The following is a 23,783-nucleotide window of genomic DNA, read 5'->3' on the forward strand; positions in this document are numbered from 1 at the left end:
CTGGCCGGCCACGAAGCCCGGCCCGGCGTGCCACCCCGCGCAGCGTCAGCGACCGCGGGGCGAGCGAGACCTTCGGCCACCCGTCTGCGGTGGCCGGTCTCCTTCCGTGCCCGGTCGCCGCGCGAGCGAGAGGACCGCTGCCATGACCGGGCCAGCACCCATCACCCCTACCCGACCGGGATCCCGGCCCGACGCCGCCCCGTCGCGCCGCCCCGCCCTGCGCCTCCTCCTCCCCCTCGGCTTCGTCGTCGCCGTCGCCGCGCAGGGCGTCGCGCTCCGGCCGGCCGGCGTCGACCTCCCGCCGGCCGTCGGCATCCTCGCCTTCGGCGCGGCCATCGTCGCCGCCGCGTTCGCGCTCGCCTGGGCCGGGGAGGCCGCGGAGCTCGACATCTCCGGAGGGCTCGCCGTCGGCCTCCTCGCGGTCGTCGCGATCCTCCCCGAATACGCGATCGACCTGTACTTCGCCTTCTCCGCCGGCTCCGACCCTGCGCAGGCCGCGTACGCGGCGGCCAACATGACCGGCTCCAACCGGCTGCTGCTCGGCTTCGGCTGGCCGTTCCTGCTGCTGGTCGCCTTCCTGGCGCAGCGGGCGCTGCGTGCGAGGCGCGCGGCCGACGCCGACGTGCTGCAGAGGCCGTTCTCGATCGGGCTGCCGCGGGAGAACCGCACCGAGCTCGGCCTCCTCCTGATCGCCTCCGCGCTGACCCTGATCATCCCGCTGACCGGACGGATCGACGTGGCGCTCGGCGTCGTGCTGCTCGCCCTGTTCGTGTATTACCTCGTCCGCGTCGCGCGCACGGAGACCGGGGAGCCCGAGCTGATCGGCGTCTCCCGCGACCTCGGCGCGCTGCCGAAGCGGGCCCGCCGTATCGTCGTCGTCGCGATCTTCGTGCTCGCCGCCGCCGTGATCCTGGCGCTCGCCGAGCCGTTCGCGCACAGCCTCGTCTCGGGCGGCCGCGCCCTCGGGATCGACGACTTCCTGCTCGTGCAGTGGCTCGCCCCGCTCGCGTCCGAGGCGCCGGAGTTCGTCATCGCGATCCTTTTCGTCGTGCGCGGCCGGGCGGCGACCGGCCTCGGCATCCTGCTGGCCAGCAAGGTCAACCAGTGGACGGCGCTCGTCGGCACCCTGCCGATCGCGCACGCGCTCGGCGGCGGCGGCTGGGCGCTGCCGCTCGACGGGCGGCAGACCGAGGAGTTCGTGCTGACGGCGGCGCAGACCCTGCTCGGCGTCGCCGTGCTGCTCTCGCTGCGGTTCAGCGGGAGGTGGGCCGTCGCGCTGTTCGTGCTCTTCGCCGCGACCTTCGTGTTCCCGTCGACCGAGGCGCGCTGGCTCGTGGCCGGCGGCTACGCGCTGCTCGCGGGCGTCCTCGCCGTGGTGCGCCGGCGGGCGCTGGGTGCGACGGTGGCGGCGCCGTTCCGGCGGACCTGAGCGCCGACCGTTCCCGGGCGTCCGGGAGCGGTCGGAGGGCATTCCCAGTGAGAGCGGTTTCAGCCGCTGGTCCGGTCTTATCCGGGAATGGCGGGTGTGTCAATCCCCTGTATTCGCGAGGCACGATGGGTGTTTCGTGGGGCACTATTGCAGCATGGGAAAACTGCTCTACGGCGCAGGTCAGGAATTTGACCTCGATGACCGCGTGCTGAGTCACGTCAAGCTCGCGGTCGTGGCCAAACTGCGCCGCCACGAGAGCTTCCTGCTCAATTGGGACGTCCCCGTCGACCAGGGTTCGGGGCGCGTGTCGCTCTGGATCAGCCGCGAGATCCCGATCGCGTTCCAGTTCGCGGGGAGCCGTCCGCCCGCGATCAACCCGCAGTGGCTGGAAGCGCTGATGCACACGTCCCAGCGCACCGGCGGCATGGTCGTGATGGCCGAGGACGACCTCAACCAGCACCTTCCCGCCTGATCGAAGCGGCCGGTCGGCTCAGCCGATCGGCTCAGCCGTCGCGGGCCTCGTCCAGGGCGCGTTCGGCGTCACGCACGGCGCGCTGCAGTTCCGGGATGCGCCGCCGCAGCGCGCGCTCCGCAGCCTTCGCGTCGGCGAGCTCGGCCTCGGTCCGCTGGATCCGCCGTTCGAGCGCGTCGCGCTCGGCCTCCAGGTCGGCGCGGCGGTCGACCTCGGCGTCGAGCTCGTCGTCGAGCGCCTCGGCGTCGGCCCGGGCACGCTCCAGGGCGCGCTCGGCGGCACGCACGGTCCGCTCGCGCTCCCGGCGGTCGCTGGCGTTCTCCTTCTTCTCCGGTTCGGTCTGTGCGCCGGCGGCCTCCCGCGCGCTCTTCTCTCCGCCGGGGGTCCGCGCAGTCTTCGTGCCGCTGCGGTCCGCGGGGCGGGGCGCCTGCGTCGCCGTGACGATCGGCTCCGTGTCCCGCTGTGCGAGCGCCGCCAGCGCGTCGGCGTCCAGCGGCAGCGCGATCGCGTCGGTGACGTCGACGGACTCCACCCCGGTCGACTCCAGCGCGCGCACCAGCATCCCGCTGCGCACGGCCGCGGCGGCGGCCGGGTCGATGACGGCGGCCTGGAGGGTCTCCTCCACCTCGCGGCCGACCGCGGCGCTCGTGCCGAGGTCGCGCAGGGCGCGCTGCAGCAGGCGCTGCCGCTCCCGCGTCAGGTCGCGGATGGCGTCCCGGTCGCGCGCGGCGAAGGCGTCCCGCATGCGGTCGCCGAGCTCCAGGATGCGCTCCACCAGCTCGGGGTCCCGCCGGGTCAGCCCGTTGACCGCCGCGGCGGACGCGGTGGGCTTCTTCAGCGTCTTGATGCTGTTCCGCAGCTCGCGGTCCGCTCCGGCGGCTGCCGCCGAGCGCGCGGCGACGAACTCCGCGGGATCGACCCCGTACAGGTCCGCGGCCACCTCGCGCAGGTCCATGCCGCGAGTGTACGCGTGCGCGGCGTCACGCGTCCGGCCCGCGGCACTCAGTGGTCGCGGAGCTCCTCCACGAGTTCCGCCTTGGTCTTCTTCGAGTAGCCGGTCAGGCCGAGCTCCTTGGCGCGCTTCTTCAGTTCAGGGACCGTCCAGTCGTCGTACGAGCCGGACTCGCCGCCCTTCCGGCCGACGGATTTGCGACCGCGCGCCGCGGCCGCATTGGAGATGCGAGCAGACTTCTCCTTCGAGTTGCCTTCGTCGCGCAGCTTCTCGTAGAGCTCCTGGTCCTTCAGCGAGTTCTCTCGTCCCGGCATGATCCGCCCCTCTCGTCGTCCGCGACGAACGGTACGCCGGGTGGCGGGAGGAGGCTACGCCCGCGGCGCCTTCGACGCCTTGATCGCGGCGAACCACGCCGACGACGGCCGCAGCCAGATCAGGATCACGGCGACGATCGACGCGAGCACCTGGAGCAGGCCGAACGGGAAGCCCGGGATGATGTTGAACAGCGACAGCACAGTCAGGACCGTCAGCACGATCCGCGCCCAGTTCGCTCCGCGCCGCATGAAGAACGCGAACAGCACGAAGGTGATCGCCCAGAAGATCAGCGTGACGATGGAGACGCCGATCGCGACGCTGACCGCCGCGTTCGCGATCTGGTCGAGGCTCTGACCGTTCAGGTTCGCCCGGGAGGTCTGCAACTGGCGGATGATCGCGCCCTTGCTGCCCGGGGCCGTGGCGATCGTGACGATCCCGCCGATGACGCTGAGCACGGCGCTCGCCACGTACAGCCAGAAGGCGGCGTTCACCGTGGACGGGATGCGGGTGGGCGCGGCGACGGGCTCCTGCGGTGCGGCCGCGTACGCCGGGAAGGCTCCGGGAGGCGGCGGGACCGAGCCGGCAGCGGGCGCGGGCGGCGCGGGCGGGAAGCCGCCGGCGGGCGCCGCGGGCGGAGGGGTGACCGGGGCGGCCGGGGGCACCTCAGAGGAAGGAGCCGGCTCGGTGGGCTCGGGGACCGGCGGGACGGCGCCGGCAGTGTTGCCGCCCTCGGGAGGCTGCGGCTTGTTCTCGTCCTCAGGAATGGTCATGCCGCGACCCTACTGGAATCCCCGAACGCGGGCTATAGCCGCGCTCGCGCGCCGCCGAGCCGGACCCCGCCGCCCGCGTCCCGCGTGGCCCAGCGGCTCGTCCCCTCAGCTGAGCGAGTCGAAGTCGAACCAGAACGAGTCGTCCTCCTCGTGGTCGCTCGCCGTGGCGGGCTCCCGCGGGATGCTGGCCGTCTCGATGCGCACCCGGGTCTGGCTGGTCACGAAGATCTCGCTCGGCGGACGGCTCGACTGGGTGATCGCGATGAAGTCTCCGGCGGAACGGCTCGCCTGGATCACCTGCCGCTTCAGCTCTTCGACAGGCTCGCGATCGACGAACGTGAATCGCAGTTCGTCGATGTAGACGTGGAACACCTGCATGTCCTACTCCCCGGAGTTGCTCTCCCGCCAGATAGTACGCGGCAATCCGGGTTCTGCCAGTGCACTCCTGTATCGGATGCGGCCGACGGCCGGACGATCCGGCCAGGCGGGAGGGCTCGGCGGGAGGGCTCGGAGCGGTCAGAGCAGGTCGACGTCGAGGTCGTCCAGCTCCTCGGTCCCGGCATGGACGAACGTCGCCCGGCGCGGCCCCAGAGACGTCACGAGGTCGTCCAGCCGGTCGACGAAGTCGGTGTCGCGCAGCTCCGGACCGTCGTAGGGTTCGCTCTCGGCCAGGATCTGGCTGGCCGGCCCGAGCAGCAGAACCGCCTCGCCGACCTCGCCGGAGTGGAGGATCACCGGCGCACGCACCTCCGCAGCCGCGGTGTTGGTCGCCAGGACCGCCGCGTACCGCACCAGGACGTCGGCGATCGCGTCGCCGGTGAGCACCGACCCGCTCGCGTAGTGGATCCTCTTCATAGACCATCCATACGAGCGGACCGGCGGCGGGTCAAGGTCTAGGGGGAGGGGTTGAACTCTGGCGGGATTGGGCATGCCCGCGGCGACGGCTGCGGGCCGCCGGATAGCATGGCCCGGTGGACGCGAGCGACGACACCGCGCTGGTGCGCCGGCTGCGCGCCGCCGGCTGCGTCTTCGCCGAGGAGGAGGCCGCCCTGCTGCTGGAGGCCGCGGCCTCCCCGGACGAGCTGGAGGCCCTGGTCGAGCGGCGAGTGGCCGGTGAGCCCCTCGAGCCCCTGCTCGGCTACGCCGAGTTCGGCGGCCTGCGCATCCACGTGGACGCCGGCGTCTTCGTCCCCCGCCGCCGCACCGAGCTGCTCGCCCGGGAGGCGGCCGCGCTCGCCGCGCCGGACGACGCGGTGCTCGACCTCTGCTGCGGCGCCGGAGCGATCGGCGCCGTGATCGCCGCGCGCGTGCCGGGCGCCGTCGTGTACGCGGCGGACGTCGAGCCGGCGGCCGTCCGCGCCGCGCGCGCCAACCTCCCGCCGGAGCGCGTCTTCGAGGGCGACCTGTTCGCCGCGCTGCCGGCCTCCCTGCGGGGCGGGTTCGCCGTGATCGCGGTGAACGCGCCGTACGTGCCGACGGACGCGATCGCCCTGATGCCCCCGGAGGCGCGCCTGTACGAGCCGGCGGTGGCGCTGGACGGCGGCGCCGACGGCCTCGACCTCCACCGGCGGATCGCGGCGGAGGCGCCGGCCTGGCTGACGCCGCGCGGAGCCGTCGTCATCGAGACGAGCGACGAGCAGGCGGAGCGGACCGCCGGGCTGTTCGAGGCGGTGGGATTCACCCCGCGGGTCGTCTCGGACCCCGACCTGGACGGGACCGTGGTCGTCGCGACCGCCTCAGCCGCGCACGCCGATCCGGCCTCCTGAGCTTCCCTCAGCCCCAGGATCCGCGAAAACGCAAGGGGATGCCGGTTCCCGGCCCTCCGGACTACTCTGTGCCGCATGTCGAGCCTTACCCGAAGGCTGCCGCTCGGAACGACGCACCCCACCGTCGCCGACCGCATCCGGCAGAGCGGAGTGATCGCCGCCGCCGTCGTCGCCCTCTGCAGCGCGGCCTACGGCTCCGGACTGGCCGGCGGCCGGCCCATCCCCCAGGTGGCGGGCGGCGCGCTCGGGCCGGACGCCACGCTGCTGGCGCCGGCGGTGCCGGCGTTCGCGATCTGGTCGGTCATCTACCTCGGGCTGGCCGGGTACGCCATCTGGCAGGCGCTGCCCTCCCAGGCGACGCGCCACCGCCAGCGAGCCGCCGGCTACTGGGTGCTCGCCTCGCTCCTGCTCAACGCCGCCTGGATCCTCGCCGTGCAGGCCGGGCTGCTCGCCCTGAGCGTCCCGGTGATCGCCCTCCTGCTCGCGGTGCTCCTGGTCGCGTTCGTGCGGCTGCGGCACGAGCCGGGCGAGTCCACCGCCGACAGCGTCCTCCTGGACGGCACGGTCGGCCTGTACCTGGGCTGGGTGATGGTGGCGACCGCGGCCGACGCGGCGGCGTGGCTGCAAGCCGCCGGCTTCACCGGGTTCGGCGTCGCGCCCGAGCTGTGGGCGATGGCCGTGATCGTCCTGCTCGCGGCCGTCGCCTGCGCGCTCGCCGTCTGGGACCGCGGCCGCCTCGCTCCCGCACTCGCCACCGCCTGGGGCCTGGTGTGGATCGCGGTCTCGCGGGTGGAGGGCGCCCTGCCGAGCGCCGTGGTCGCGGTGACCGCGCTCGCCGCGGCGGTCCTGATCGTGATGGTCGCCGGGGCGGCGCGCGTGGCCAGGGGCGGCCGCATCCGGCGCGGCTGACGGTCGCGCCGCCGCGGCCCACCCCGACGCTGTGAAACGTGGGGTCTGACACACAGGAACTCCGGATGCGAGTCCCGTAACCTGATGCGATGCCCGCCGACCGACGCATCCGCACCAGAGCGACCATCGGGTTGCTCGCCTACACCGTCTTCGTAGCCGCTGTCGGGCTGTGGCCGACCCCGGTCGATCGCCCGTTCCACCCGCTGCTCTTCCGCCTCCTCGGCACGCTGGCCGTCGTGGGGATCCGCCCCCTCGACGCGTACGACGTCATCGAGTTCACGGCCAACATCGCGTTCTTCGTCCCGCCGGCCCTGCTCCTCGTCCTGATCGCCGGGCGCCGCCGCTGGTGGATCGCCCCGCTCGCCGGCCTGCTCGCCAGCGTCGCGATCGAACTCACCCAGCACTTCTTCCTCCCCGCCCGGTTCGGTACCGTGCAGGACGTGATCGCCAACACGCTCGGCGCGGTGATCGGGACGGGCATCGGCGTGCTGGTGGCCGGGAGGCTCCACGCGAATGCGCGCGATCCGCTGACGTCCTGACCGGATCGTGGCGCATTCCTTGGCAGGATTGTCCCGCAGGATGGTCCGGGGGAGACGAGAGGAGACGCCGCGTCGATGGCTGGAGTGCTGACCGGGTTCGGGATCATCGCCTTCGTCATCCTGGTCGGCTACCTCGCCGGGCGGTTCCGGGTCGGCGGCCCGACCGCGCCGTACGTGCTCAACCGCATCGCGTTCTTCGTCACCAACCCGGCCCTGCTCTTCGTGACGCTCGCGCACGCCGACCTCAAAGTCGTGTTCTCGACGCAGCTCGTCGTCGCGGCCATCGCGGCCGTCGTCGCGGCCGGGCTGTTCCTGGCGCTGTCGCGACTGTTCTTCCGGCGGCCGGCGGCGGAGACCACGATCGGCACGCTCGGCTCCGGCTACGTCAACGCCAACAACATCGGCCTCCCCGTCGCCGTCTACGTGCTGGGGAGCGCGTCGTACGTCGCGCCGGTGCTGCTGCTCCAGCTCATCGTGTTCGCGCCGATCGCGCTCACCGTGCTGGACGTCACCAGCCGCGGGACGGTCTCGCTCCGGTCGATCCTGACGCAGCCGGTGCGCAACCCGATGATCATCGCCTCGCTGCTCGGCATCCTCGTGGACGTGCTGCACATCCCGATCCCGGCGGCCGTCTACCAGCCGTTCGAGCTGCTCGGCGGCGCCGCGGTGCCGCTCGTGCTGATGGCGTTCGGGATGTCGCTGCACGGGTCCCGTCCGCTCCAGGCGGGGCACGGCCGCGCGGAGATCGCGACCGCGGTGGTCCTCAAGTCCGTCGGGATGCCGCTGATCGCGTTCGTCGTGGCCCGGTTCGCCTTCGGGCTGGACGGTCACGCCCTGTTCGCGGCGGTGGCGCTCGCGGCGCTCCCGACCGCGCAGAACGTCTACAACTTCGCCGCCCGCTACGAGCGCGGGATGCCGGTCGCCCGGGACATCGTCCTGCTGACGACGCTGTTCGCCGTCCCGGTGCTGCTGGTCATCGCCGCCCTGCTGGCCTGAGCCTCCGCACATTCGTGACGAATCGCGCCTTTCGCGCGCTCAAAGCCGCGATTCGTCACGAATGTCGGTCTGGCGATTCGTGCCGAATGTCGCGTTTGGCGGGGTCAGAGCCGCGATTCGTCACGAATGTCAGCGGGCGGCGTCGAGCTCGCGGAGGTACTCGGCGTTGCCGCGCAGCCCCGCCTCGTAGCGCAGCAGGTCGGGGGTGCGGATGCGGTCGGCGGCGAGCTCCATGAGCTCGGCGACCGCGCCGTCGCTGCGACCGGCGGCGTGCAGCGAGAGCGCGTGCCAGACGCGCACCGACTCGGACTCCGGGAACGCGGCCCGCGCCCGGTCGAGCACCGCCAGGGACTCGTCGAAGCGCTCGAGGTTGCGCAGGGTGCTGCCGTGCTGCAGCAGGCACTTCCGGAGCGTGTCGCCCGCCAGTCCGGCATCGAGGGCGCGCTCGTAGTATCCGGCCGCCGTCTCCTCCTCGCCCGCGGTGTCGTAGGAGCCGCCCACCTCGTAGAGCACGTGCGGGTCGTCGGGGTGCTCGGCGAGCACGGCCAGGAACGCGTCGATGGTCGGGCGCATGTTGTCGCGGTCGCGCGCGGCGAAGAGGACGGCCAGGCGATCGAGCAGCTCGGGGGAGGTGGTGGGCATGCGGCCCAGCCTATGCGCCGGGCGTTCTATCGGCGGAGAACGGCCTCCACCGCCTCCCGCAGTGGCGCGGGCAGCTCCGCCGGCGCCAGCTCCGCGGTGAGGACTTGGCCGTAGCGCTCCTTGCGCCCGGAGGTCGTGCCGAGGAAGCGGTGCAGCTGGGCGAGCGCCGGCCGCTCGCGCTGGGCGGGCTGGCGCTGGAAGGTGCGGAACAGGCCGAGATCGCCCTCCCGCGCGAGCACCGCCTCCGCCCGCTCGACGCCGAGCGCGCGCAGCAGCTCGCCCTCCAGATCGGGACGGCACACCGACACCGAGCGCTCGTCCAGCCCGGCGCGCTCGAAGAAGCCGCGCTCGCCGGCGTCGCACAGGCCGTGCAGCCGCAGCTGCGCCGGGCGCAGCAGGCCGACGAACCGGCGGACGCTCATCGCGCCGCCCATCGGGAGGATGGCCACCCCGGAGCCCGCCGGATCGACCCCGAGCAGCCGGCACGCCTCGCGGCACGCGGCGCGGTCGCTCGCGCCCTCCACGAGCAGCGCGCCGACCAGCCCGGCCGGCACGGGCACCGTCGCGGAGCCTGAACGCGCGGACCACGCGGACGCCGCGCGCTCGAAGCGCGCCACGGCGTCGCCGCCGTCCTCCCCGCCCCGCACCGGTTCCGTCACCCGGCCCATTCTCGTCCCTGGTGCGGTCGGCGACGCGCGCGTACGGTGCTGCGCATGAAGGTCATCATCTTTCTGGCAGGGGTCGCCGTCGGGTTCGTGGTCGGCACCCGCGCGGGCCGCGGCGCTTACGAGAACATGCGGAGCAAATGGCAGGGCTTCTCCAATTCGGACCAGGTGAAGCAGGTGAAGGACAGCGTGGGGGACCTCGCCGGCCGCGCCGCCTCCACCGTGAGCGACACGGTGTCGGACGCCGTGGGGAAGGCGTCGGACAAGCTCGATCAGGTCACCGGCAAGGCGGACAGCGCCCCGACCGAGGCCTGAGCCCCGCTCTTCGCCGTACCCGCTGCGCGCCTCACCCTCGGCGCCTCACGCTCCTTGGGGCGGGTGCGCCAGCAGGTCCACGCGCTCGGCCAGGTAGTCGTGGAAGCCGACGGTCTGCTCCGAGGCGGCGCTCCACCGCACCAGCGCTTGCCCGTCCCGGAGCAGCAGCGGCCCGGTCGCGGCGCGCAGGCCCTCGACCGTGAGCTCGATGTCGGGGGCGTCGAAGTCGACGGTCTCGCCGTCGCGGAAGTGCCCGCGCTCCGCCGCCGCGCGGTAGGCCCTGCGCGTCTCCGCCGACACCGAGACGTACTGGGTGCGGCCCGGCGGCGTGGCGCGCACGAGCTGCCCGGTGGCGTGCAGCGTGCCGTCGCGCGCGAGGAGCAGCACGCCCAGCCGCCACACCCGCCCGGCCGGCCGCAGCACGGGCTCGCGCGGGATGCCGAACCTGCGCCGCCGCGGGACCAGCACGGCCAGCGCCTCGTCGCGCGCGCCGGCCTCCTCCAGCCGGCGGACCGCGTCGGCGAGGGCGGCCCGGACACGGTCCACGGCCTCGGCGTCTGCGGTCTCCGCGTCCGCATTCTCCGCTTCTGCGGCTCCCGCGCCTGCAGCCTCCGGACCTAGAGGGTCCGCGTCGCCCAGCTCATCCACGCATCCGAGGATAGGCCGCCTGTGCCGCCGCGCGGTCCGCCGCGGTGGACGGGCGGATCGAGAACGACGACGCGTCGGTCACCATGAGCAGCTCGACGCCGTGCGCGTGCCGCAGGATCACGAGCGCGGACGCGTCGGACTCCGCGACCCGCTCCACCTGGCGCAGGAAGATCCGCGCCATCTCGTCGCTCACGTGGAAGTCGCGCCCGAGGGCGTGCACGATGTAGCCGGGACCGTGCGGCTGGCACGCCTCGAGACGGGTCTCCCGCCGGAACCCGTCGACCGCCGTCCTCGCCTCTGGCGTCATCGTCATCGGTCCCCTCCTACCGTCCGTCCGGGCCCCGATTCCCCGGACTGTAGACGGTAGTCTTCTGCGCGAATCCGGCCAGGGGGTTGACGGGGGGTTAGATGGAGGCATGAGAACCCTGAGCCTTCCGAACATCGCCGTCCCCGCCTCCAACGTCGTCCTCGGTCTCATGCGGATCAGCCCGCTGAGCGACGAGGAAGTCCGCACGCTCGTGGGGACGGCCAGGGACGCCGGCGTCACGGTGTTCGACCACGCCGACATCTACGGAGACGAGCGTCACGGCTGCGAGACCCGGTTCGGCGACGCGGGCGCGGTGCCCGCGTCCGAGCGCGACCAGGTGGTCATCCAGTCCAAGGTCGGCATCCGGAACGGCTACTTCGACTTCTCGCGCGAGCACATCCTGGCCACCGTCGACGAGTCCCTGGCCGCGCTCCGCACGGACTACCTCGACCTCTTGCTGCTGCACCGTCCGGACACGCTGGTCGAGCCGGAGGAGGTCGCGGCGGCGTTCGACGAGCTCGAGGCCGCGGGCAAGGTGCGGGCGTTCGGCGTCTCCAACCACACGCCGGGCCAGATCGAGCTGCTCCGCCGCTGGGTGACGCAGCCGCTGAAGGTGAACCAGCTCCAGCTGAGCATCACGCACTCGCCGATCATCGCGCAGGGCGTCGCCGCCAACATGGCCGGCCTCGACCAGTCCATCGACCGCGACAACGGCATCCTGGACTACGCGCGCCTCAACGACATCACGCTGCAGGCGTGGTCGCCGTTCCAGAAGGGCTTCTTCGACGGGGTCTTCCTCGGCGACCGGGAGCAGTACCCCGAGCTGAACGACGCCCTCGACGAGCTCGCCGCCGCCTACGGCGTCACCCCCACCGGGATCGCGACCGCGTGGATCACGCGGCACCCCGCGAACATGCAGGTCGTCCTCGGGACCACCAACCCGGGCCGCGTCCAGGAGGCCGCTGCGGGCTCCGACCTGCCGCTGAGCCGCGAGGAGTGGTACCGCCTGTTCCGGCTCGCGGGGCACATCCTCCCGTAGCGGCCTCCCGAAACAAACCGCCGAGTACGCGAATTATCCGCGTACTCGGCGGTTTTCGCCCGATTTTGCGCGTACTCGACAGCCTCTCCGGCGTCTGGCGGGAGTCGCGGCGAGCCGTGGGTGCCGTGGGGCGCATGGTCGGGATACCGTCGTGCAGGTGGAAGACGACCGGCTCGGCGCCTCGCGGCGGCTCGCCGCCCGGCTCAGACTGCTGCGCGTCGGCGGCGTGCGGCAGTCCCTGGCGCGGCCCGCGGACTCGCCGCAGGCCTTCGTCGCCGGGCGCCGGAACCTGCGCGTGCTGCTCGCCGGCTCCGGACCCGTGGTCGGCTGGGGGGTCAGCAGCCACGACCTGGCGCTGCCCGGCGCCCTCGCGCGGGCGATCGCCGCCACCACCGGGCGCGGGGTCGTCGTGGACGTGGAGGCGCACCCGTCGGCCGGCGTCCGCCGGCTCGCCCGGATGGTGCGCGCGGCCGGCGCGGGCCGGTACGACGTCGTGATCCTCAGCGCGACCGTCGCCGACACGGTCCGCATGGTCGAGCCGGCGCGGTGGCGCGGGCACGTCACCGGGCTGCTCCAGGAGGTCCGCGCCAGCGGGGCGGGGGTGGTCGCCTGGCTCGGCGCCCAGCCGATCCGGTCGCTGCCGCCCTACGACGAGGAGTTCCGCGACTTCGTGCAGGAGCACGCCGAGCGGCTGAACCGCGCCGCCCGGGAGGCCTGCGCCGAGACCGGCGCCACGTTCGTCCCCCTGCCGGCGTCGCCCCGGGTGGAGGGCGGCCGGCACCGCAGCCCCGCGGACTATCTGTTCTGGGCCCGCTCGATCGCCGACGCTCTCGCCCCCGCCCTGATCGGGCACCCCGTAGAGACCGGGCACCACGCCTCCACCGCCGAGGACCGGATCGCGGCGATCGCCCGGCTGCGGCTCGGCGAGCACAAGCGGGACGCCCGGCTGGAGGGACTCGTCGGCACCGCGCAGCGCACCCTCGGCGCCGAGATCGCGATGTTCACCGTGCTCGACGACCGCACGGAGTGGCCGATCGCGGCGGTCGGCGCGGCCCTCACCGAGATCCCGATCGAGCAGTCCGCGTGCCTGCACACCCTGGAGTCCCCGGACGGGATGGTGGTGCCCGACGCCGAGCACGACGAGCGGTTCGCCACGAACGCCCTGGTCACCGGCCCCGCGCACCTCCGCTTCTACGCCAGCTATCCCGTGGAGGCGCCCGACGGCACGCGCATCGGCGCGATGTGCGTCTTCGGCCGCACCGCCCGCCGGCCGGCCGAGTCCGACGCCGACCTCGACGTCCTCCGCGAGCTCGCCCTCCTCGCCCAACGCGAACTCTGGCGCTTCGACCCCTCCGCCTCCTAGCCGCTGAGCACAGGAAAAACGTCGCGTTTCAGCGTGATTCGCGACGGTTTTCCTGTGCTCGGCGGCTGCTTGGGGGAGGGGTCAGGTGAGGGCGGTGAGGCAGCGGTCGAGGGAGCCGCCGAGGGCCCAGCGCTCGGCGAGGGCCGCAAGGGCCGCGCGCTGCTCGTCGGAAGGGGCCCGCAGGCGCGCGTCGACCGTGCCGAGGGGGAGGTCGCGGACGACCTCGACGACGGTGGGCGCGACGGCGAGGTAGTCGCCCGCCGCGCCGAACTTCGTCCGGAGCGCGGGCTTCATCGCGCTCGCGGGGTCGGCGGCGGCCGCCCGGATCCCGTCGAGGTCGCCGTACTCGGCCAGCAGCGCGGCCGCGGTCTTCTCGCCGACCCCGGCGACGCCGGGCAGGCCGTCGGAGCTGTCACCGCGCATCGCGGCGAAATCCGCGTACTGGCGGGCGTGGATGCCGTACTTGGCCACGACCGTCGCGTCCGTCAGCACTTCCAGGTTGCTCATCCCGCGCGCGGTGTAGACGACGCGCACGTCCCGGTCGTCGTCGACCAGCTGGAACAGGTCGCGGTCGCCGGTCACGACGTCCACCGGTCCGGGCGTGGTGGTGGCGAGCGTGCCGATCACGTCGTCGGCCTCGTGGTCGGCGGCACCGACGATCGTGATCCCGAGGGCGTCGAGCACCTCCCGGATGACGGGCACCTGCGCGACGAGCTCGGCGGGCACCTCCTCCACGTCGACCCCGCCCGGCACCTCCTGCGCGACCCGGTGCGCCTTGTAGCTGGGGATCAGGTCGACGCGCCAGCGCGGCCTCCAGTTGTCGTCCCAGCAGGCCACGAGCGACTCGGGACGGTAGTCGGTGACCAGCTTCGCGATGATGTCGAGGAAGCCGCGCACCGCGTTCACCGGGGTGCCGTCCGGCGCCCGCACCGTGTCGGGGACGCCGTAGAACCCGCGGAAGTAGAGGGATGCGCTGTCGAGGAGCATCGTTCGCCCGGTCACAGCCCGATCATGCCATGCCGCTAAGGTGTGCGCATGGCCGGAACAATCGTCGTCGAGCGCACCGACACCATCCAGACCACGCCGGAAGCGCTGCTGCCCTACATCGCGGAGCTGCCGCGCTGGGTCGACTGGTCGCCGTGGGAGGGCATGGACCCCGCGCTGAAGCGCGAGTACACCGGTGAGCCGGGCACGGTCGGCTCCACGTACGCGTGGAGCGGCAACCGCAAGGCGGGCGCCGGGAGGATGCGGATCGAGTCCGTCGAGCCGGACGGCGTCGGCGTCGCCCTCGACTTCACGCGGCCGTTCCGGTCGAGCAGCCACGTGCGCTTCCTGCTGAGCCCGGAGGGCGACCGCACCCGCGTCATCTGGCGGATGGAGAGCGCGAAGACCTTCTTCAGCCGCTTCTTCAACCTGGACAAGCTGATCGGACCGGACTTCGAGAAGGGACTCCGGCAGCTCAAGCAGCTGGTCGAGGCATGACGCTGCCTCCGCTGCAGGTGTCGGCCGTCGCGGTGGTGCGCGACCGGCGCGTGCTCATGGTGACCTCCCGCGGGCGCGACGTGTACTACATGCCGGGCGGCAAGATCGACGCCGGTGAGACCGCGGCCGCGGCGGCGGCGCGGGAGGCCGAGGAGGAGGTCGCGCTCGCGCTCGACGCCGACGCGCTGGCCGAGCTGTTCGAGGTGCGGACGCAAGCCCACGGGGAACCGGACGGCCGGCAGGTCCACATGCGTGTGTTCCGGGCGGAGACGGCGGCCGAGCCCGCGCCGTCCGGCGAGGTGGACGCGGTGCACTGGGTGACGACGGCCGACGCCGACCGCTGCCCGCCCGCCGGGCGCGCGGTGCTGGAGCGTCTCGCCGCGCTCGGCCTCATCGACTGACTGCGCACGCGCCGAGGGGCACGTGAATGCCCCTGCAACGCCCGTTGAGAGGCCACAGGGCGCCCCTCGACGACCCCGCGGCGCGCTACGCGCTCGCGCGGGCGCCCTCAGCGGCCTCCACGATGGCCGCGCACGCGTCGGACGGCCGCCGGGCGGGGTCGATCGCGCCGACGAGCGCCGCCGAGATGTCCGCGAGCTGCTCGACCTGCTCCGGCCGGAGCGCCCCGAGGATGCGGTCCCGCACGGTCTCCAGGTGCCCGGGGGCCGCGTCGGCCACCATCGCCGCGCCGGCGTCGGTGAGGACCGCGTTCGTCGCCCGGCCGTCCTCCTCGCAGGGCATCCGCTTGACCAGGTCGCGGGCCTCCATGCGGGTGATGACGTGGCTGAGTCGCGAGACGGACGCGTTCGTGGCCGTCGCGAGGGCGCTCAGGCGCATCCGCCGATTGGGCTCCTCGGCGAGCCGCGAGAGCACGAAGTACTCGTAGTGCGTCGCCGCGGCGTCGCGCGCGAGCTGACCGTCGAGCACGGGAGGCAGCAGCTGCGTGAGCGCGACGAGGCCCAGCCAGGCGTCGCGTTCGCGGCCGGCGAGCTCCTCGTTCGTCCTCATGGAGAGCATTCTATCGCATTACTTGACGCTTCAACTAATGCGGGCTATCATTTAGTTGAAGCGTCAACAAAAGTGGCGCGAACTCGACAAGGAGAAGGACACATGACCACGGTCAGCATCATCGGGAACGGCAACATGGCGAAGGCGATCGGCGGCGTCCTGGCCGCGGGCGGCAGCACGGTGGAGTACCTGGGCCGCGCCGGCGGAGCGGTCAATGGCTCGATCGTCGTGCTGGCGGTTCCGTACCCGGAGGTCGACGCGGTGCTCGCCACCTACGGCGCCCAGCTCGCCGGGAAGACCGTGGTCGACATCACCAACCCGGTCGACTTCGCCACCTTCGACGGACTGACCGTCCCCGCCGACTCGTCCGCGGCCGCGACGATCGCGGCCGCCCTGCCCGAGGCGCGCGTCCTCAAGGCGTTCAACACCACGTTCGCGGCCACGCTCGCCTCCGGCGTCAACGGCTCGCACCCGACCACCGTGCTCATCGCGGGCGACGACGAGGACGCGAAGGCCGAGCTCGCCGCGCTGATCCGCGCGGGCGGCCTCAACGCGGTCGACGCCGGCCCCCTCAGCCGCGCCCGCGAGCTGGAGGCCCTCGGCTTCCTGCAGATCACGCTGGCCGCCGCCGAGCGCGTCTCCTGGACCGGCGGCTTCGCGGTCGTCGCGTAACCACCGCTGGCTCGCGGACTGCATCCTCCCGAGGGGCACGACCTCCTCGCTTCCAGACCCGGAAGCGATGACGGCGTGCCCCTCGAGGCGTAGAGGGCGGCCCAGCGTGTTCGGTGGATCGGCGGCTTCGCGGTCGTCGCGTAGCCACCGCTGGCTCGCGGACTGCATCCTCCCGAGGGGCACGCGACCACCTCGCTTCGCGCCCCGGAAGCGATGACGGCGTGCCCCTCGAGGTGTATGGGGCGACCGAGCGTGTTCGGTGGACCGGCGGCTTCGCGGTCGTCGCGTAGCCACGCTCGCTCGCGGACCGCATCCTGCCGAGGGCATGACCTTCTCGCTTCCAGGCCCGGAAGCGATGACGGCGTGCCCCTCGAGGCGTAGGGGGCGGCCGAGCGTGTTGGGTGGACCGGCGGCTTCGCGGTCGTCACGTAGCCACGCTCGCTCGCGGGCCGCATGCTGCCGAGGGCATGACTTTCGCGCTTCCAGACCCGGAAGCGATGACGGCGTGCCCCTCGAGGCATCCGGACCGCCAGTAGGGTGTGGATGTGAGCGAGAGCGGACGGGCACCCGGCGTGCGGGAGGTCGCAGCCGCCGCGGGGGTCTCGCGGCAGACCGTGTCCCGCGTGCTCAACGACCATCCGAGCATCCGGCCGGAGACGCGCGAGCGGGTGTTGGCGGCGATGGCCGACCTCAACTTCCGTCCGAACCGCGCCGCCCGCATGCTCACCACCGCGCGCTCGCGCACCATCGGCGTGCTGGCATCCTCCGCGTCGTCGCTGTTCGGGCCGGCGTCCAGCATCGACGCTGTCGAGCAGGCCGCGCGGGACGCGGGCTACTTCGTCACTGTCGCCCACGCGGCCTCCCTCGACCCGGGCGACCTCGGGGCGGCCATCGACCACCTCGGCGCGCAGTCGGTGGAGGGCGTCATCGTGATCGCGCCGCAGCGTGCGGTGCAGGAGGCCATGGCCGCGTTCTCGCTCGCCGTCCCGTCGGTCACCCTGCACGGCGCGGGTGTCGCGGGCGACGACGGCGTCTTCGTGGATCAGCTGGAGGGCGCCCGGCTCGCCACCCGCCACCTGATCGAGCGCGGCCACACGCGCATCGCCCATCTCAGCGGCCCGGGCGACTGGTCGGAGGCTCGCGCGCGGCGCGACGGGTTCCTCGCCGAGCTCGCCGCGGCCGGCCTCGAGCCGGTGGTGTCCAGGGACGGTGACTGGACGGCCGCGTCCGGCGCGGCGATCGGCGCTGAGCTGCTCGCCGCCCCCGAACTGACGGCCGTGTTCTCCTCGAACGACCAGATGGCGCTCGGGCTGCTGCACGCGGCGCGGGAGCGGGGACGCCGGGTGCCCGAGGACCTCGCGGTGGTGGGCTTCGACGACATCCCCGAGGCGGCCTTCTTCGCGCCGCCGCTGACGACGGTGCGCCAGGACTTCGCCGAGCTCGGCCGCCGCTGCGTGGCGCGCCTGGTGGCGCTCATCGAGGGACGCGAGCTCGCGTTCGACGCGCCGGTGGCGCCGGTGCTGGTGGTGCGCGACTCGGCGTGACCCCGCGCCGCATTCGTCACGAATGTGCAGAACGCGCGAGCGAGAGCCGCGATTCGTCACGAATGTGCGCCCGGCGGAGGCGGCTTGACAAGGGGATTGTGCGCGAGGGACACTCGTACGACACTATGTGACCGGTCACAACGAAGTGAGAACGATGAACACCCACCGCGACGCCCTCGTCAGCGGCCGCACCGCCCTCGGGATCGAGCTGGGCTCCACCCGCATCAAGGCCTGCCTGGTCGACGCCGCCGATCCCGCGACCGTGCTGGCCGTCGGCTCCCACGAGTGGGAGAACGACTTCGTCGACCGCACCTGGACGTACTCGCTCGACGCGGTCTGGTCCGGCCTGCAGGCCGCCTACGCCGCCCTCGTGGCCGACGCGGAGGCGCGGCACGGCGTGCGGCCGCGGACTGCCGGCGCCATCGGCGTCTCCGCGATGATGCACGGCTACCTCGCCTTCGACGCCGCCGGGGAGCTGCTGGTCCCGTTCCGCACCTGGCGCAACACGACGACCGGGCCCGCGAGCGCCGAGCTCGGCGAGCTCTTCGGCGTCAACATCCCGCTGCGCTGGTCGATCGCGCACCTCCACCAGGCCGTGCTGGACGACGAGCCGCACCTGTCGCGCCTGCACACGATCACCACCCTCGCCGGCCACGTGCACGAGCGCCTGACCGGCCGCCGCGTCCTCGGCGTCGGTGATGCGTCGGGGATGTTCCCGATCGACTCCGCCACCGCCGGCTACGACGCGGAGCTGGTCGCCCGCTACGACGCGCGCGTCGGGTCGGCGCTCCCGAAGCCGCTCCTCGACCTCCTGCCCGAGGTGCTCGTCGCGGGCGAGCCCGCCGGCGAGCTGACCCCGGAGGGCGCCGCGCTGCTCGACCCGTCGGGGGAGCTGCTGCCCGGCATCCCGTTCTGCCCGCCCGAGGGCGACGCCGGCACCGGCATGGTCGCGACCGGCTCGGTCGCCCCGCGCACCGGCAACGTGAGTGCGGGTACGAGCATCTTCGCGATGGTGGTGCTGGAGCGCCCGCTCGCCCAGCCGCATCACGAACTGGACCTGGTCACCACGCCGGCCGGCGACGCGGTCGCGATGGTGCACTGCAACAACGGCGCCAGCGAGCTGTCGGCGTGGGCGTCGCTCTTCGGCCGGTTCGCCGAGGCCGCCGGCGTCCCGGTCGCGGCGGACGCGGTCTTCGAGACGCTGTTCCGCGAGGCGCTCGACGGCGAGGCCGACGCGGGAGGCCTCCTCGCCTACAACTACCTCGCCGGAGAGCCGATCACGGGCCTCGACGAGGGGCGGCCGCTGGTCGCCCGCACGCCGGACAGCCGGCTCACCCTCGGCAACTTCGCCCGCGCACAGCTCTACGGCGTCTTCGGGACGCTGGCGCTCGGGATGCAGGTGCTGCACGCCGAGGGGGCGGCCCTGGACCGGATGTTCGCGCACGGCGGGATGTTCCGTACGGCCGGAGTCGCGCAGCGCTTCCTGGCCGGGGCTCTGGACGCGCCCGTTTCCGTCGCCGACACCGCGTCGGAGGGCGGGGCCTGGGGCGCGGCGGTGCTCGCGGCCTACCTCGGCGCCGCCCGCGACGGCACCCCGCTCGACGCCTACCTCGACCGGGAGGTGTTCTCCGGCTTCGCCGCCGACACCGTGGAGCCGCACCCCGACGACGTCGCCGGCTTCGCCTCCTACCTCGCCCGCTACCGCGACGGCCTGGCGGCCGAGCGCGCCGCCGTCGAGTCGATCGCTCTGAAGGGAACCGCCCGATGACCGCAGCCCAGGCGCCCACCCCCGAGTCCCCCGCCGTCCGCCGCACCCGGGAGCAGGTCGCCGCCCTCCACGCCGAGCTGGTCCGCTACGGGCTCGTCGTCTGGACCGGAGGCAACGTCTCCGGGCGCGTCCCCGGCGAGGACCTGTTCGTCATCAAGCCGAGCGGCGTCGACTACGACGACCTCGCGCCGGAGAACATGATCCTCTGCACGCTCGACGGCGAGGTCGTCCCCGGCTCGGCCGGATGTGACCGGTCACCGTCCTCCGACACCGCCGCGCACGCCTACGTCTACCGACACCTTCCCGAGGTCGGCGGCGTCGTGCACACGCACTCCACCTACGCCACCGCGTGGGCGGCGCGCGCCGAGCCGATCCCGTGCGTCATCACCGCGATGGCCGACGAGTTCGGCGGCGAGATCCCGGTCGGGCCGTTCGCGATCATCGGCGACGACTCCATCGGGCGCGGCATCGTCGCGACGCTGGAGGGCCACCGCAGCCGCGCGGTCCTCATGCAGAACCACGGCGTCTTCACCATCGGCCGCGACGCGCGCGACGCCGTGAAGGCCGCGGTCATGGCGGAGGACGTCGCCCGCACCGTGCACATCGCGCGGCAGGGCGGCCCGCTCGTCCCGATCCCGCAGGAGGCGATCGACAGCCTCTTCGACCGCTACCAGAACGTCTACGGACAGAACCCGGAAGGATCCCTCGCCTGATGCCGAAGCTCACGACCTCCCTCGACCACTACGAGGTCTGGTTCCTCACCGGCAGCCAGCACCTGTACGGACCGGAGACGCTGGCGCAGGTCGCCGAGCAGTCCCGCGGGATCGCCGACGCCCTCGGCGCCTCCTCCGAGGTGCCGGTGCGCGTCGTCTGGAAGCCGGTGCTGACCGACTCCGACGCCATCCGCCGCATCGCGCTGGAGGCCAACGCCGACGACGCCGTGATCGGCCTCGTCGCGTGGATGCACACCTTCAGCCCCGCCAAGATGTGGATCGCCGGCCTGGACGCCCTGCAGAAGCCGCTGCTGCACTTCCACACCCAGGCGAACGTCGAGCTGCCGTGGGGCGAGATCGACTTCGACTTCATGAACCTCAACCAGGCCGCGCACGGCGACCGCGAGTTCGGGTACATCCAGACCCGCCTCGGCGTCCCGCGCACCACGGTCGTCGGCCACGTCAGCGACCCGGCCGTGACGCAGCGCATCGGCACCTGGACGCGCGCCGCCGCCGGCCACGCGGCCACCCGCTCGCTGAAGCTCGCCCGCTTCGGCGACAACATGCGCTTCGTCGCGGTGACGGAGGGCGACAAGACGGAGGCCGAGCTGCGCTTCGGCGTGCAGGTCAACACCTGGGGCGTGAACGAGCTGGCCGACGCGGTCGCCGCCGCCTCCGACGCCGCCGTGGACGCGCTGGTCGCCGAGTACGAGGACCTGTACGACGTCGTCCCGGAGCTCCGTCGCGGCGGCGAGCGTCATCAGTCGCTGCGCGACGGCGCCGCGATCGAGGTCGGGCTGCGCTCGTTCCTGGAGGAGGGCGGCTTCGGCGCCTTCACCACCAGCTTCGAGGACCTCGGAGCGCTGAAGCAGCTCCCCGGCCTCGCCGTCCAGCGGCTGATGGCCGAGGGCTACGGCTTCGGCGCGGAGGGCGACTGGAAGACGGCGATCCTGGTCCGCGCCGCGAACGTCATGGGCGCGGGCCTCCCCGGCGGCGCGTCCCTGATGGAGGACTACACCTACGACCTCACGCCCGGCGACGAGCGCATCCTCGGCGCGCACATGCTCGAGGTCTCGCCGTCGCTCACCAGCGCGAAGCCGACGCTGGAGGTCCACCCGCTCGGCATCGGCGGCAAGGACGACCCGGTCCGCCTGGTCTTCACCGCCGACCCCGGCCCCGCGGTGGTCGTGGCGCTCTCGGACATGCGCGACCGCTTCCGGCTCGTGGCGAACGTCGTGGAGGTCGTCGAGCCGACCGCCCCGCTGCCGAAGCTCCCGGTCGGCCGCGCCGTGTGGAAGCCGGCTCCCGACTTCACTACGTCGGCGACCGCGTGGCTGGAGGCCGGCGCCGCGCACCACACCGTGATGAGCACCGCCGTCGGCATCCAGGCCTTCGAGGACTTCGCCCGCATGGCCCGCACCGAGCTTCTCGTCATCGACGAGGACACCACGCTGCGCGCCTTCTCCCGCGAGCTCGACTGGAACGCCGCCTACTACCGCCTCGCCCGCGGCCTCTAGCCGCGCAGACTCCCGGCCGTCGCCCTGTCATCGGCGTGCGGCGGCCGGGTCCCCCCTCCGCACCGCAACCGCCGAGTACGCGAATTGTCTGCGTACTCGGCGGTTTTCGCCTGATTATTCGCGTACTCGGCGGTTGGGGTCAGGAGGCGGGCTCGACGGGAGCCTGGAGTTCGGTGAGCCAGTCGGGGGCGGGCTCGTGGCCGGTGGCGTGGAGGTAGACCTCGCGGGTGGGGCCGACGACCCGGTAGCCGTCGGCGACGAGGCGCTCGGTGAGCGCCATCCAGGAGTCGCCGATGCCGGTCATGTCGCCGTGGTGCAGCAGCGTCGCGGCGAGCGGGACCGCGGGGAGGTCGACGATCTCGTAGCCGTCGCCGGCCCGCGGCGGCGTCTCGGCCGGGTAGGAGATGTGCACCTCCAGGCGCTCGTCGTCCCTGGCCTCGTACCAGAACACCGACGGCGCCAGGATCGGGCGGCCCGCGGCCTCCAGCGCGCTGTCCAGCGAGCCGATGAGCGGCCCGACCATCGGGCCGACCAGCTCGGGGCCCATCCCGGGCGCGGTGCCGCTGACGGCGTAGACGGTGACCGCCTCCAGCGGCCGGTACTCGACGGGTGTGGTCATGATCTCGGTTCCTTCCAGTATGCGGAGGCGCCGCTCCAGGCGGTCGAGCCGGTTCCGGTCGTCGGCGATGCCCGCTTCCAGCTCGGCCCGGCGCTGCCGGAGCGCCGCCGTGAGGGCGGGGCGCGGGTCGTCGGACGCGAGCACGGCGGCGATGGCGTCGAGGCCGATCCCGAGCTGTCGCAGCTCGACGATCAACAGCAGTCCGGCCAGCTGCGCGTCCGTGTAGTAGCGGTACCCGCTGCGGTCGTCCACGCGCGCCGGCGGTAGCAGGCCGATGGCGTCGTAGTGCCGCAGCATCCGGACGCTGACCCGCCCGATCGCGGCGAACTCTCCGATGGTGTACATGATGGAGGCCACGATCCAGCCTGACACGGTGTGAGGGTCAAGCACGGGAAGCGGAGCACGCGGACGCTGGACGCGGCGGCGTCCCCTGACCGATCATGTGGGGAGACGACGGGTCGCAAGGAGCACACATGACCATCGCAGTCACAGGAGTAACCGGGACGGTCGGCCGGCTCGCCGCGTCCGAGCTCGCGGAGGCCGGCCTCCCCTTCCGCATGCTGGCGCGCTCCCCGGAGCGCGCCCCGCGATTCCCCGGCACCGAGGTGTTCGCCTGCACGTACGCCGACGGCGACTCGGTGCGCGCCGCGCTGGAGGGCGTGGACACCGTCCTCATGGTCTCGGCGGCCGAGAACGAGCACCGGCTCCGCGAGCACCTCGCGTTCGTGGACGCCGCGGCCGACGCCGGCGTGCGGCACATCGTCTACACCTCGTTCTTCGGCGCCGCGCCCGACGCGACCTTCACCCTCGCCCGCGACCACTACGCCACCGAGGAACGCATCAAGGCGACCGGGATGGCGTACACCTTCCTGCGCGACGACCTCTATCTCGACTTCGTGGAGTACATGGTCGGCGAGGACGGAGTGATCCGCGGGCCGGCCGGGCACGGCAAGGCGGCCATGGTCGCGCGCGCCGACGTCGCCCGGGTGGCCGCGGTCGCGCTCCGGAACCCCGAGCAGCACCGGAACGTCACCTACGATCTGACCGGTCCGGAGGACCTGACGATGGCGCAGGTCGCCGAGAAGCTGACGGCTCATCTGGGCCGCGCCGTCTCGTTCCACGACGAGACGGTCGAGGAGGCCTACGCCTCGCGGAAGAAGTGGGACGCCCCGCAGTGGCAGTACGACGCGTGGGTGTCCACCTACATCGCGATCGCCGCCGGCGAGTTCGCTGGGCCGAGCGGCGATGTCGAGCGCGTCACCGGCCGCCGGCCGCTCTCGCTCGACGAGTTCCTGACCTCCCGCCCCGAATGAAACCGCCGAGTACGCAGATA

General features: G+C 73.1%; 29 protein-coding genes. 17 read left to right on the top strand and 12 right to left on the bottom strand.

Annotated elements, in window-relative coordinates; translation table 11 throughout:
• The first annotated feature begins 142 nt into the window (after positions 1-142).
• Both HNR13_RS02280 and HNR13_RS02285 read left to right on the top strand, forming a co-directional pair.
• Positions 143-1,429: a sodium:proton exchanger gene (locus HNR13_RS02280; protein WP_179604250.1), complete on the top strand. Its 1,287-nt coding sequence runs from the start codon at positions 143-145 to the stop codon at positions 1,427-1,429.
• Positions 1,430-1,583: 154 nt separating this feature from the next.
• Complete coding sequence (locus HNR13_RS02285; protein ID WP_179604251.1) at positions 1,584-1,901, top strand: DUF7882 family protein; 318 nt, start codon at positions 1,584-1,586, stop codon at positions 1,899-1,901.
• A gap of 31 nt (positions 1,902-1,932) precedes the next feature.
• Here HNR13_RS02285 and HNR13_RS02290 read toward each other — a convergent pair whose 3' ends face one another.
• From HNR13_RS02290 to HNR13_RS02310, 5 genes are all read right to left on the bottom strand, one after another.
• Positions 1,933-2,856, bottom strand: coding sequence for a hypothetical protein (locus tag HNR13_RS02290; RefSeq protein ID WP_179604252.1), 924 nt, complete (start codon positions 2,854-2,856; stop codon positions 1,933-1,935).
• 47 nt (positions 2,857-2,903) lie between these two features.
• A complete protein-coding gene (locus HNR13_RS02295) occupies positions 2,904-3,167 on the bottom strand; it encodes a DUF7218 family protein (RefSeq protein ID WP_179604253.1) in 264 nt (87 codons plus the stop codon).
• A gap of 54 nt (positions 3,168-3,221) precedes the next feature.
• A complete protein-coding gene (locus HNR13_RS21405) occupies positions 3,222-3,938 on the bottom strand; it encodes a hypothetical protein (RefSeq protein WP_246312700.1) in 717 nt (238 codons plus the stop codon).
• Between the two features lie 105 nt (positions 3,939-4,043).
• Positions 4,044-4,316, bottom strand: a complete 273-nt coding sequence (locus tag HNR13_RS02305) for a hypothetical protein (protein WP_179604254.1) — start codon at positions 4,314-4,316, stop codon at positions 4,044-4,046.
• Positions 4,317-4,454: 138 nt separating this feature from the next.
• Positions 4,455-4,793: a hypothetical protein gene (locus tag HNR13_RS02310; protein WP_179604255.1), complete on the bottom strand. Its 339-nt coding sequence runs from the start codon at positions 4,791-4,793 to the stop codon at positions 4,455-4,457.
• A gap of 116 nt (positions 4,794-4,909) precedes the next feature.
• Here HNR13_RS02310 and HNR13_RS02315 point away from each other — a divergent pair, with 116 nt between their 5' ends.
• The 4 genes from HNR13_RS02315 to HNR13_RS02330 all read left to right on the top strand — a co-directional run bounded on the left by HNR13_RS02315 (position 4,910) and on the right by HNR13_RS02330 (position 8,148).
• Complete coding sequence (locus HNR13_RS02315) at positions 4,910-5,704, top strand: putative protein N(5)-glutamine methyltransferase (protein ID WP_179604256.1); 795 nt, start codon at positions 4,910-4,912, stop codon at positions 5,702-5,704.
• A gap of 75 nt (positions 5,705-5,779) precedes the next feature.
• Positions 5,780-6,613: a tryptophan-rich sensory protein gene (locus tag HNR13_RS02320; RefSeq protein ID WP_179604257.1), complete on the top strand. Its 834-nt coding sequence runs from the start codon at positions 5,780-5,782 to the stop codon at positions 6,611-6,613.
• Positions 6,614-6,702: 89 nt separating this feature from the next.
• Entirely contained in the window at positions 6,703-7,152 is a 450-nt protein-coding gene (locus tag HNR13_RS02325) for a VanZ family protein (protein WP_179604258.1), read from the top strand.
• 75 nt (positions 7,153-7,227) lie between these two features.
• Positions 7,228-8,148 carry an AEC family transporter gene (locus HNR13_RS02330; RefSeq protein WP_179604259.1) on the top strand — a complete coding sequence of 307 codons (921 nt, stop codon included), beginning with the start codon at positions 7,228-7,230 and terminating at the stop codon, positions 8,146-8,148.
• Between the two features lie 129 nt (positions 8,149-8,277).
• Here HNR13_RS02330 and HNR13_RS02335 read toward each other — a convergent pair whose 3' ends face one another.
• Together HNR13_RS02335 and HNR13_RS02340 are read right to left on the bottom strand one after the other, a co-directional pair.
• Positions 8,278-8,790 carry a tetratricopeptide repeat protein gene (locus HNR13_RS02335; protein WP_179604260.1) on the bottom strand — a complete coding sequence of 171 codons (513 nt, stop codon included), beginning with the start codon at positions 8,788-8,790 and terminating at the stop codon, positions 8,278-8,280.
• A 26-nt stretch (positions 8,791-8,816) separates the two neighbouring features.
• Positions 8,817-9,449, bottom strand: a complete 633-nt coding sequence (locus tag HNR13_RS02340) for a TOPRIM nucleotidyl transferase/hydrolase domain-containing protein (RefSeq protein ID WP_343063417.1) — start codon at positions 9,447-9,449, stop codon at positions 8,817-8,819.
• 54 nt (positions 9,450-9,503) lie between these two features.
• Between HNR13_RS02340 and HNR13_RS02345 the strand changes: the two genes are divergently transcribed.
• Positions 9,504-9,770, top strand: coding sequence for a hypothetical protein (locus tag HNR13_RS02345; protein ID WP_179604261.1), 267 nt, complete (start codon positions 9,504-9,506; stop codon positions 9,768-9,770).
• A gap of 45 nt (positions 9,771-9,815) precedes the next feature.
• Here HNR13_RS02345 and HNR13_RS02350 read toward each other — a convergent pair whose 3' ends face one another.
• Both HNR13_RS02350 and HNR13_RS02355 read right to left on the bottom strand, forming a co-directional pair.
• Positions 9,816-10,418 (bottom strand): hypothetical protein, encoded by a 603-nt coding sequence (locus HNR13_RS02350; protein WP_218881149.1) that lies wholly within the window; start codon positions 10,416-10,418, stop codon positions 9,816-9,818.
• Positions 10,411-10,731 (bottom strand): TetR family transcriptional regulator, encoded by a 321-nt coding sequence (locus HNR13_RS02355; protein ID WP_179604262.1) that lies wholly within the window; start codon positions 10,729-10,731, stop codon positions 10,411-10,413. Before HNR13_RS02355 ends, HNR13_RS02350 begins: the two co-directional genes overlap by 8 nt.
• A 103-nt stretch (positions 10,732-10,834) precedes the next feature.
• Here HNR13_RS02355 and HNR13_RS02360 point away from each other — a divergent pair, with 103 nt between their 5' ends.
• Both HNR13_RS02360 and HNR13_RS02365 read left to right on the top strand, forming a co-directional pair.
• Complete coding sequence (locus tag HNR13_RS02360) at positions 10,835-11,764, top strand: aldo/keto reductase (protein WP_179604263.1); 930 nt, start codon at positions 10,835-10,837, stop codon at positions 11,762-11,764.
• A gap of 157 nt (positions 11,765-11,921) precedes the next feature.
• Complete coding sequence (locus HNR13_RS02365; RefSeq protein WP_179604264.1) at positions 11,922-13,127, top strand: GDSL-type esterase/lipase family protein; 1,206 nt, start codon at positions 11,922-11,924, stop codon at positions 13,125-13,127.
• Between the two features lie 81 nt (positions 13,128-13,208).
• On the opposite strand, the gene HNR13_RS02370 is transcribed toward HNR13_RS02365, so the two are convergent.
• Entirely contained in the window at positions 13,209-14,114 is a 906-nt protein-coding gene (locus tag HNR13_RS02370; RefSeq protein WP_179609056.1) for a 5'-3' exonuclease, read from the bottom strand.
• A 48-nt stretch (positions 14,115-14,162) separates the two neighbouring features.
• Here HNR13_RS02370 and HNR13_RS02375 point away from each other — a divergent pair, with 48 nt between their 5' ends.
• Positions 14,163-14,609: an SRPBCC family protein gene (locus tag HNR13_RS02375; RefSeq protein ID WP_179604265.1), complete on the top strand. Its 447-nt coding sequence runs from the start codon at positions 14,163-14,165 to the stop codon at positions 14,607-14,609.
• Positions 14,606-15,010: an NUDIX domain-containing protein gene (locus HNR13_RS02380; protein WP_179604266.1), complete on the top strand. Its 405-nt coding sequence runs from the start codon at positions 14,606-14,608 to the stop codon at positions 15,008-15,010. Before HNR13_RS02375 ends, HNR13_RS02380 begins: the two co-directional genes overlap by 4 nt.
• 85 nt (positions 15,011-15,095) lie before the next feature.
• On the opposite strand, the gene HNR13_RS02385 is transcribed toward HNR13_RS02380, so the two are convergent.
• Positions 15,096-15,617 (bottom strand): MarR family winged helix-turn-helix transcriptional regulator, encoded by a 522-nt coding sequence (locus HNR13_RS02385; protein WP_179604267.1) that lies wholly within the window; start codon positions 15,615-15,617, stop codon positions 15,096-15,098.
• A gap of 102 nt (positions 15,618-15,719) precedes the next feature.
• Here HNR13_RS02385 and HNR13_RS02390 point away from each other — a divergent pair, with 102 nt between their 5' ends.
• The 5 genes from HNR13_RS02390 to araA all read left to right on the top strand — a co-directional run bounded on the left by HNR13_RS02390 (position 15,720) and on the right by araA (position 21,831).
• A complete protein-coding gene (locus HNR13_RS02390; RefSeq protein WP_179604268.1) occupies positions 15,720-16,289 on the top strand; it encodes an NADPH-dependent F420 reductase in 570 nt (189 codons plus the stop codon).
• A 545-nt stretch (positions 16,290-16,834) separates the two neighbouring features.
• Positions 16,835-17,833 (top strand): substrate-binding domain-containing protein, encoded by a 999-nt coding sequence (locus HNR13_RS02395; protein WP_179604269.1) that lies wholly within the window; start codon positions 16,835-16,837, stop codon positions 17,831-17,833.
• Positions 17,834-17,987: 154 nt separating this feature from the next.
• Positions 17,988-19,601 (top strand): xylulokinase, encoded by a 1,614-nt coding sequence (locus tag HNR13_RS02400; RefSeq protein ID WP_179604270.1) that lies wholly within the window; start codon positions 17,988-17,990, stop codon positions 19,599-19,601.
• Positions 19,598-20,314 carry an L-ribulose-5-phosphate 4-epimerase gene (locus HNR13_RS02405; protein WP_179604271.1) on the top strand — a complete coding sequence of 239 codons (717 nt, stop codon included), beginning with the start codon at positions 19,598-19,600 and terminating at the stop codon, positions 20,312-20,314. Before HNR13_RS02400 ends, HNR13_RS02405 begins: the two co-directional genes overlap by 4 nt.
• Positions 20,314-21,831, top strand: coding sequence for an L-arabinose isomerase (araA, locus tag HNR13_RS02410; protein WP_179604272.1), 1,518 nt, complete (start codon positions 20,314-20,316; stop codon positions 21,829-21,831). The genes HNR13_RS02405 and araA overlap by 1 nt, the downstream gene beginning before the upstream one ends.
• 139 nt (positions 21,832-21,970) lie before the next feature.
• Here the strand turns inward: araA and HNR13_RS02415 are convergent, their stop codons facing one another.
• Positions 21,971-22,822, bottom strand: coding sequence for a MerR family transcriptional regulator (locus HNR13_RS02415; RefSeq protein WP_343063418.1), 852 nt, complete (start codon positions 22,820-22,822; stop codon positions 21,971-21,973).
• Positions 22,823-22,923: 101 nt separating this feature from the next.
• Here HNR13_RS02415 and HNR13_RS02420 point away from each other — a divergent pair, with 101 nt between their 5' ends.
• The gene (locus tag HNR13_RS02420; protein WP_179604273.1) at positions 22,924-23,763 is read left to right on the top strand and encodes an SDR family oxidoreductase; all 840 of its coding nucleotides are present in this window, start codon (positions 22,924-22,926) and stop codon (positions 23,761-23,763) included.
• Positions 23,764-23,783 lie beyond the last annotated feature (20 nt).

Source organism: Leifsonia shinshuensis, from assembly GCF_013410375.1.
Lineage (GTDB): Bacteria > Actinomycetota > Actinomycetes > Actinomycetales > Microbacteriaceae > Leifsonia > Leifsonia shinshuensis.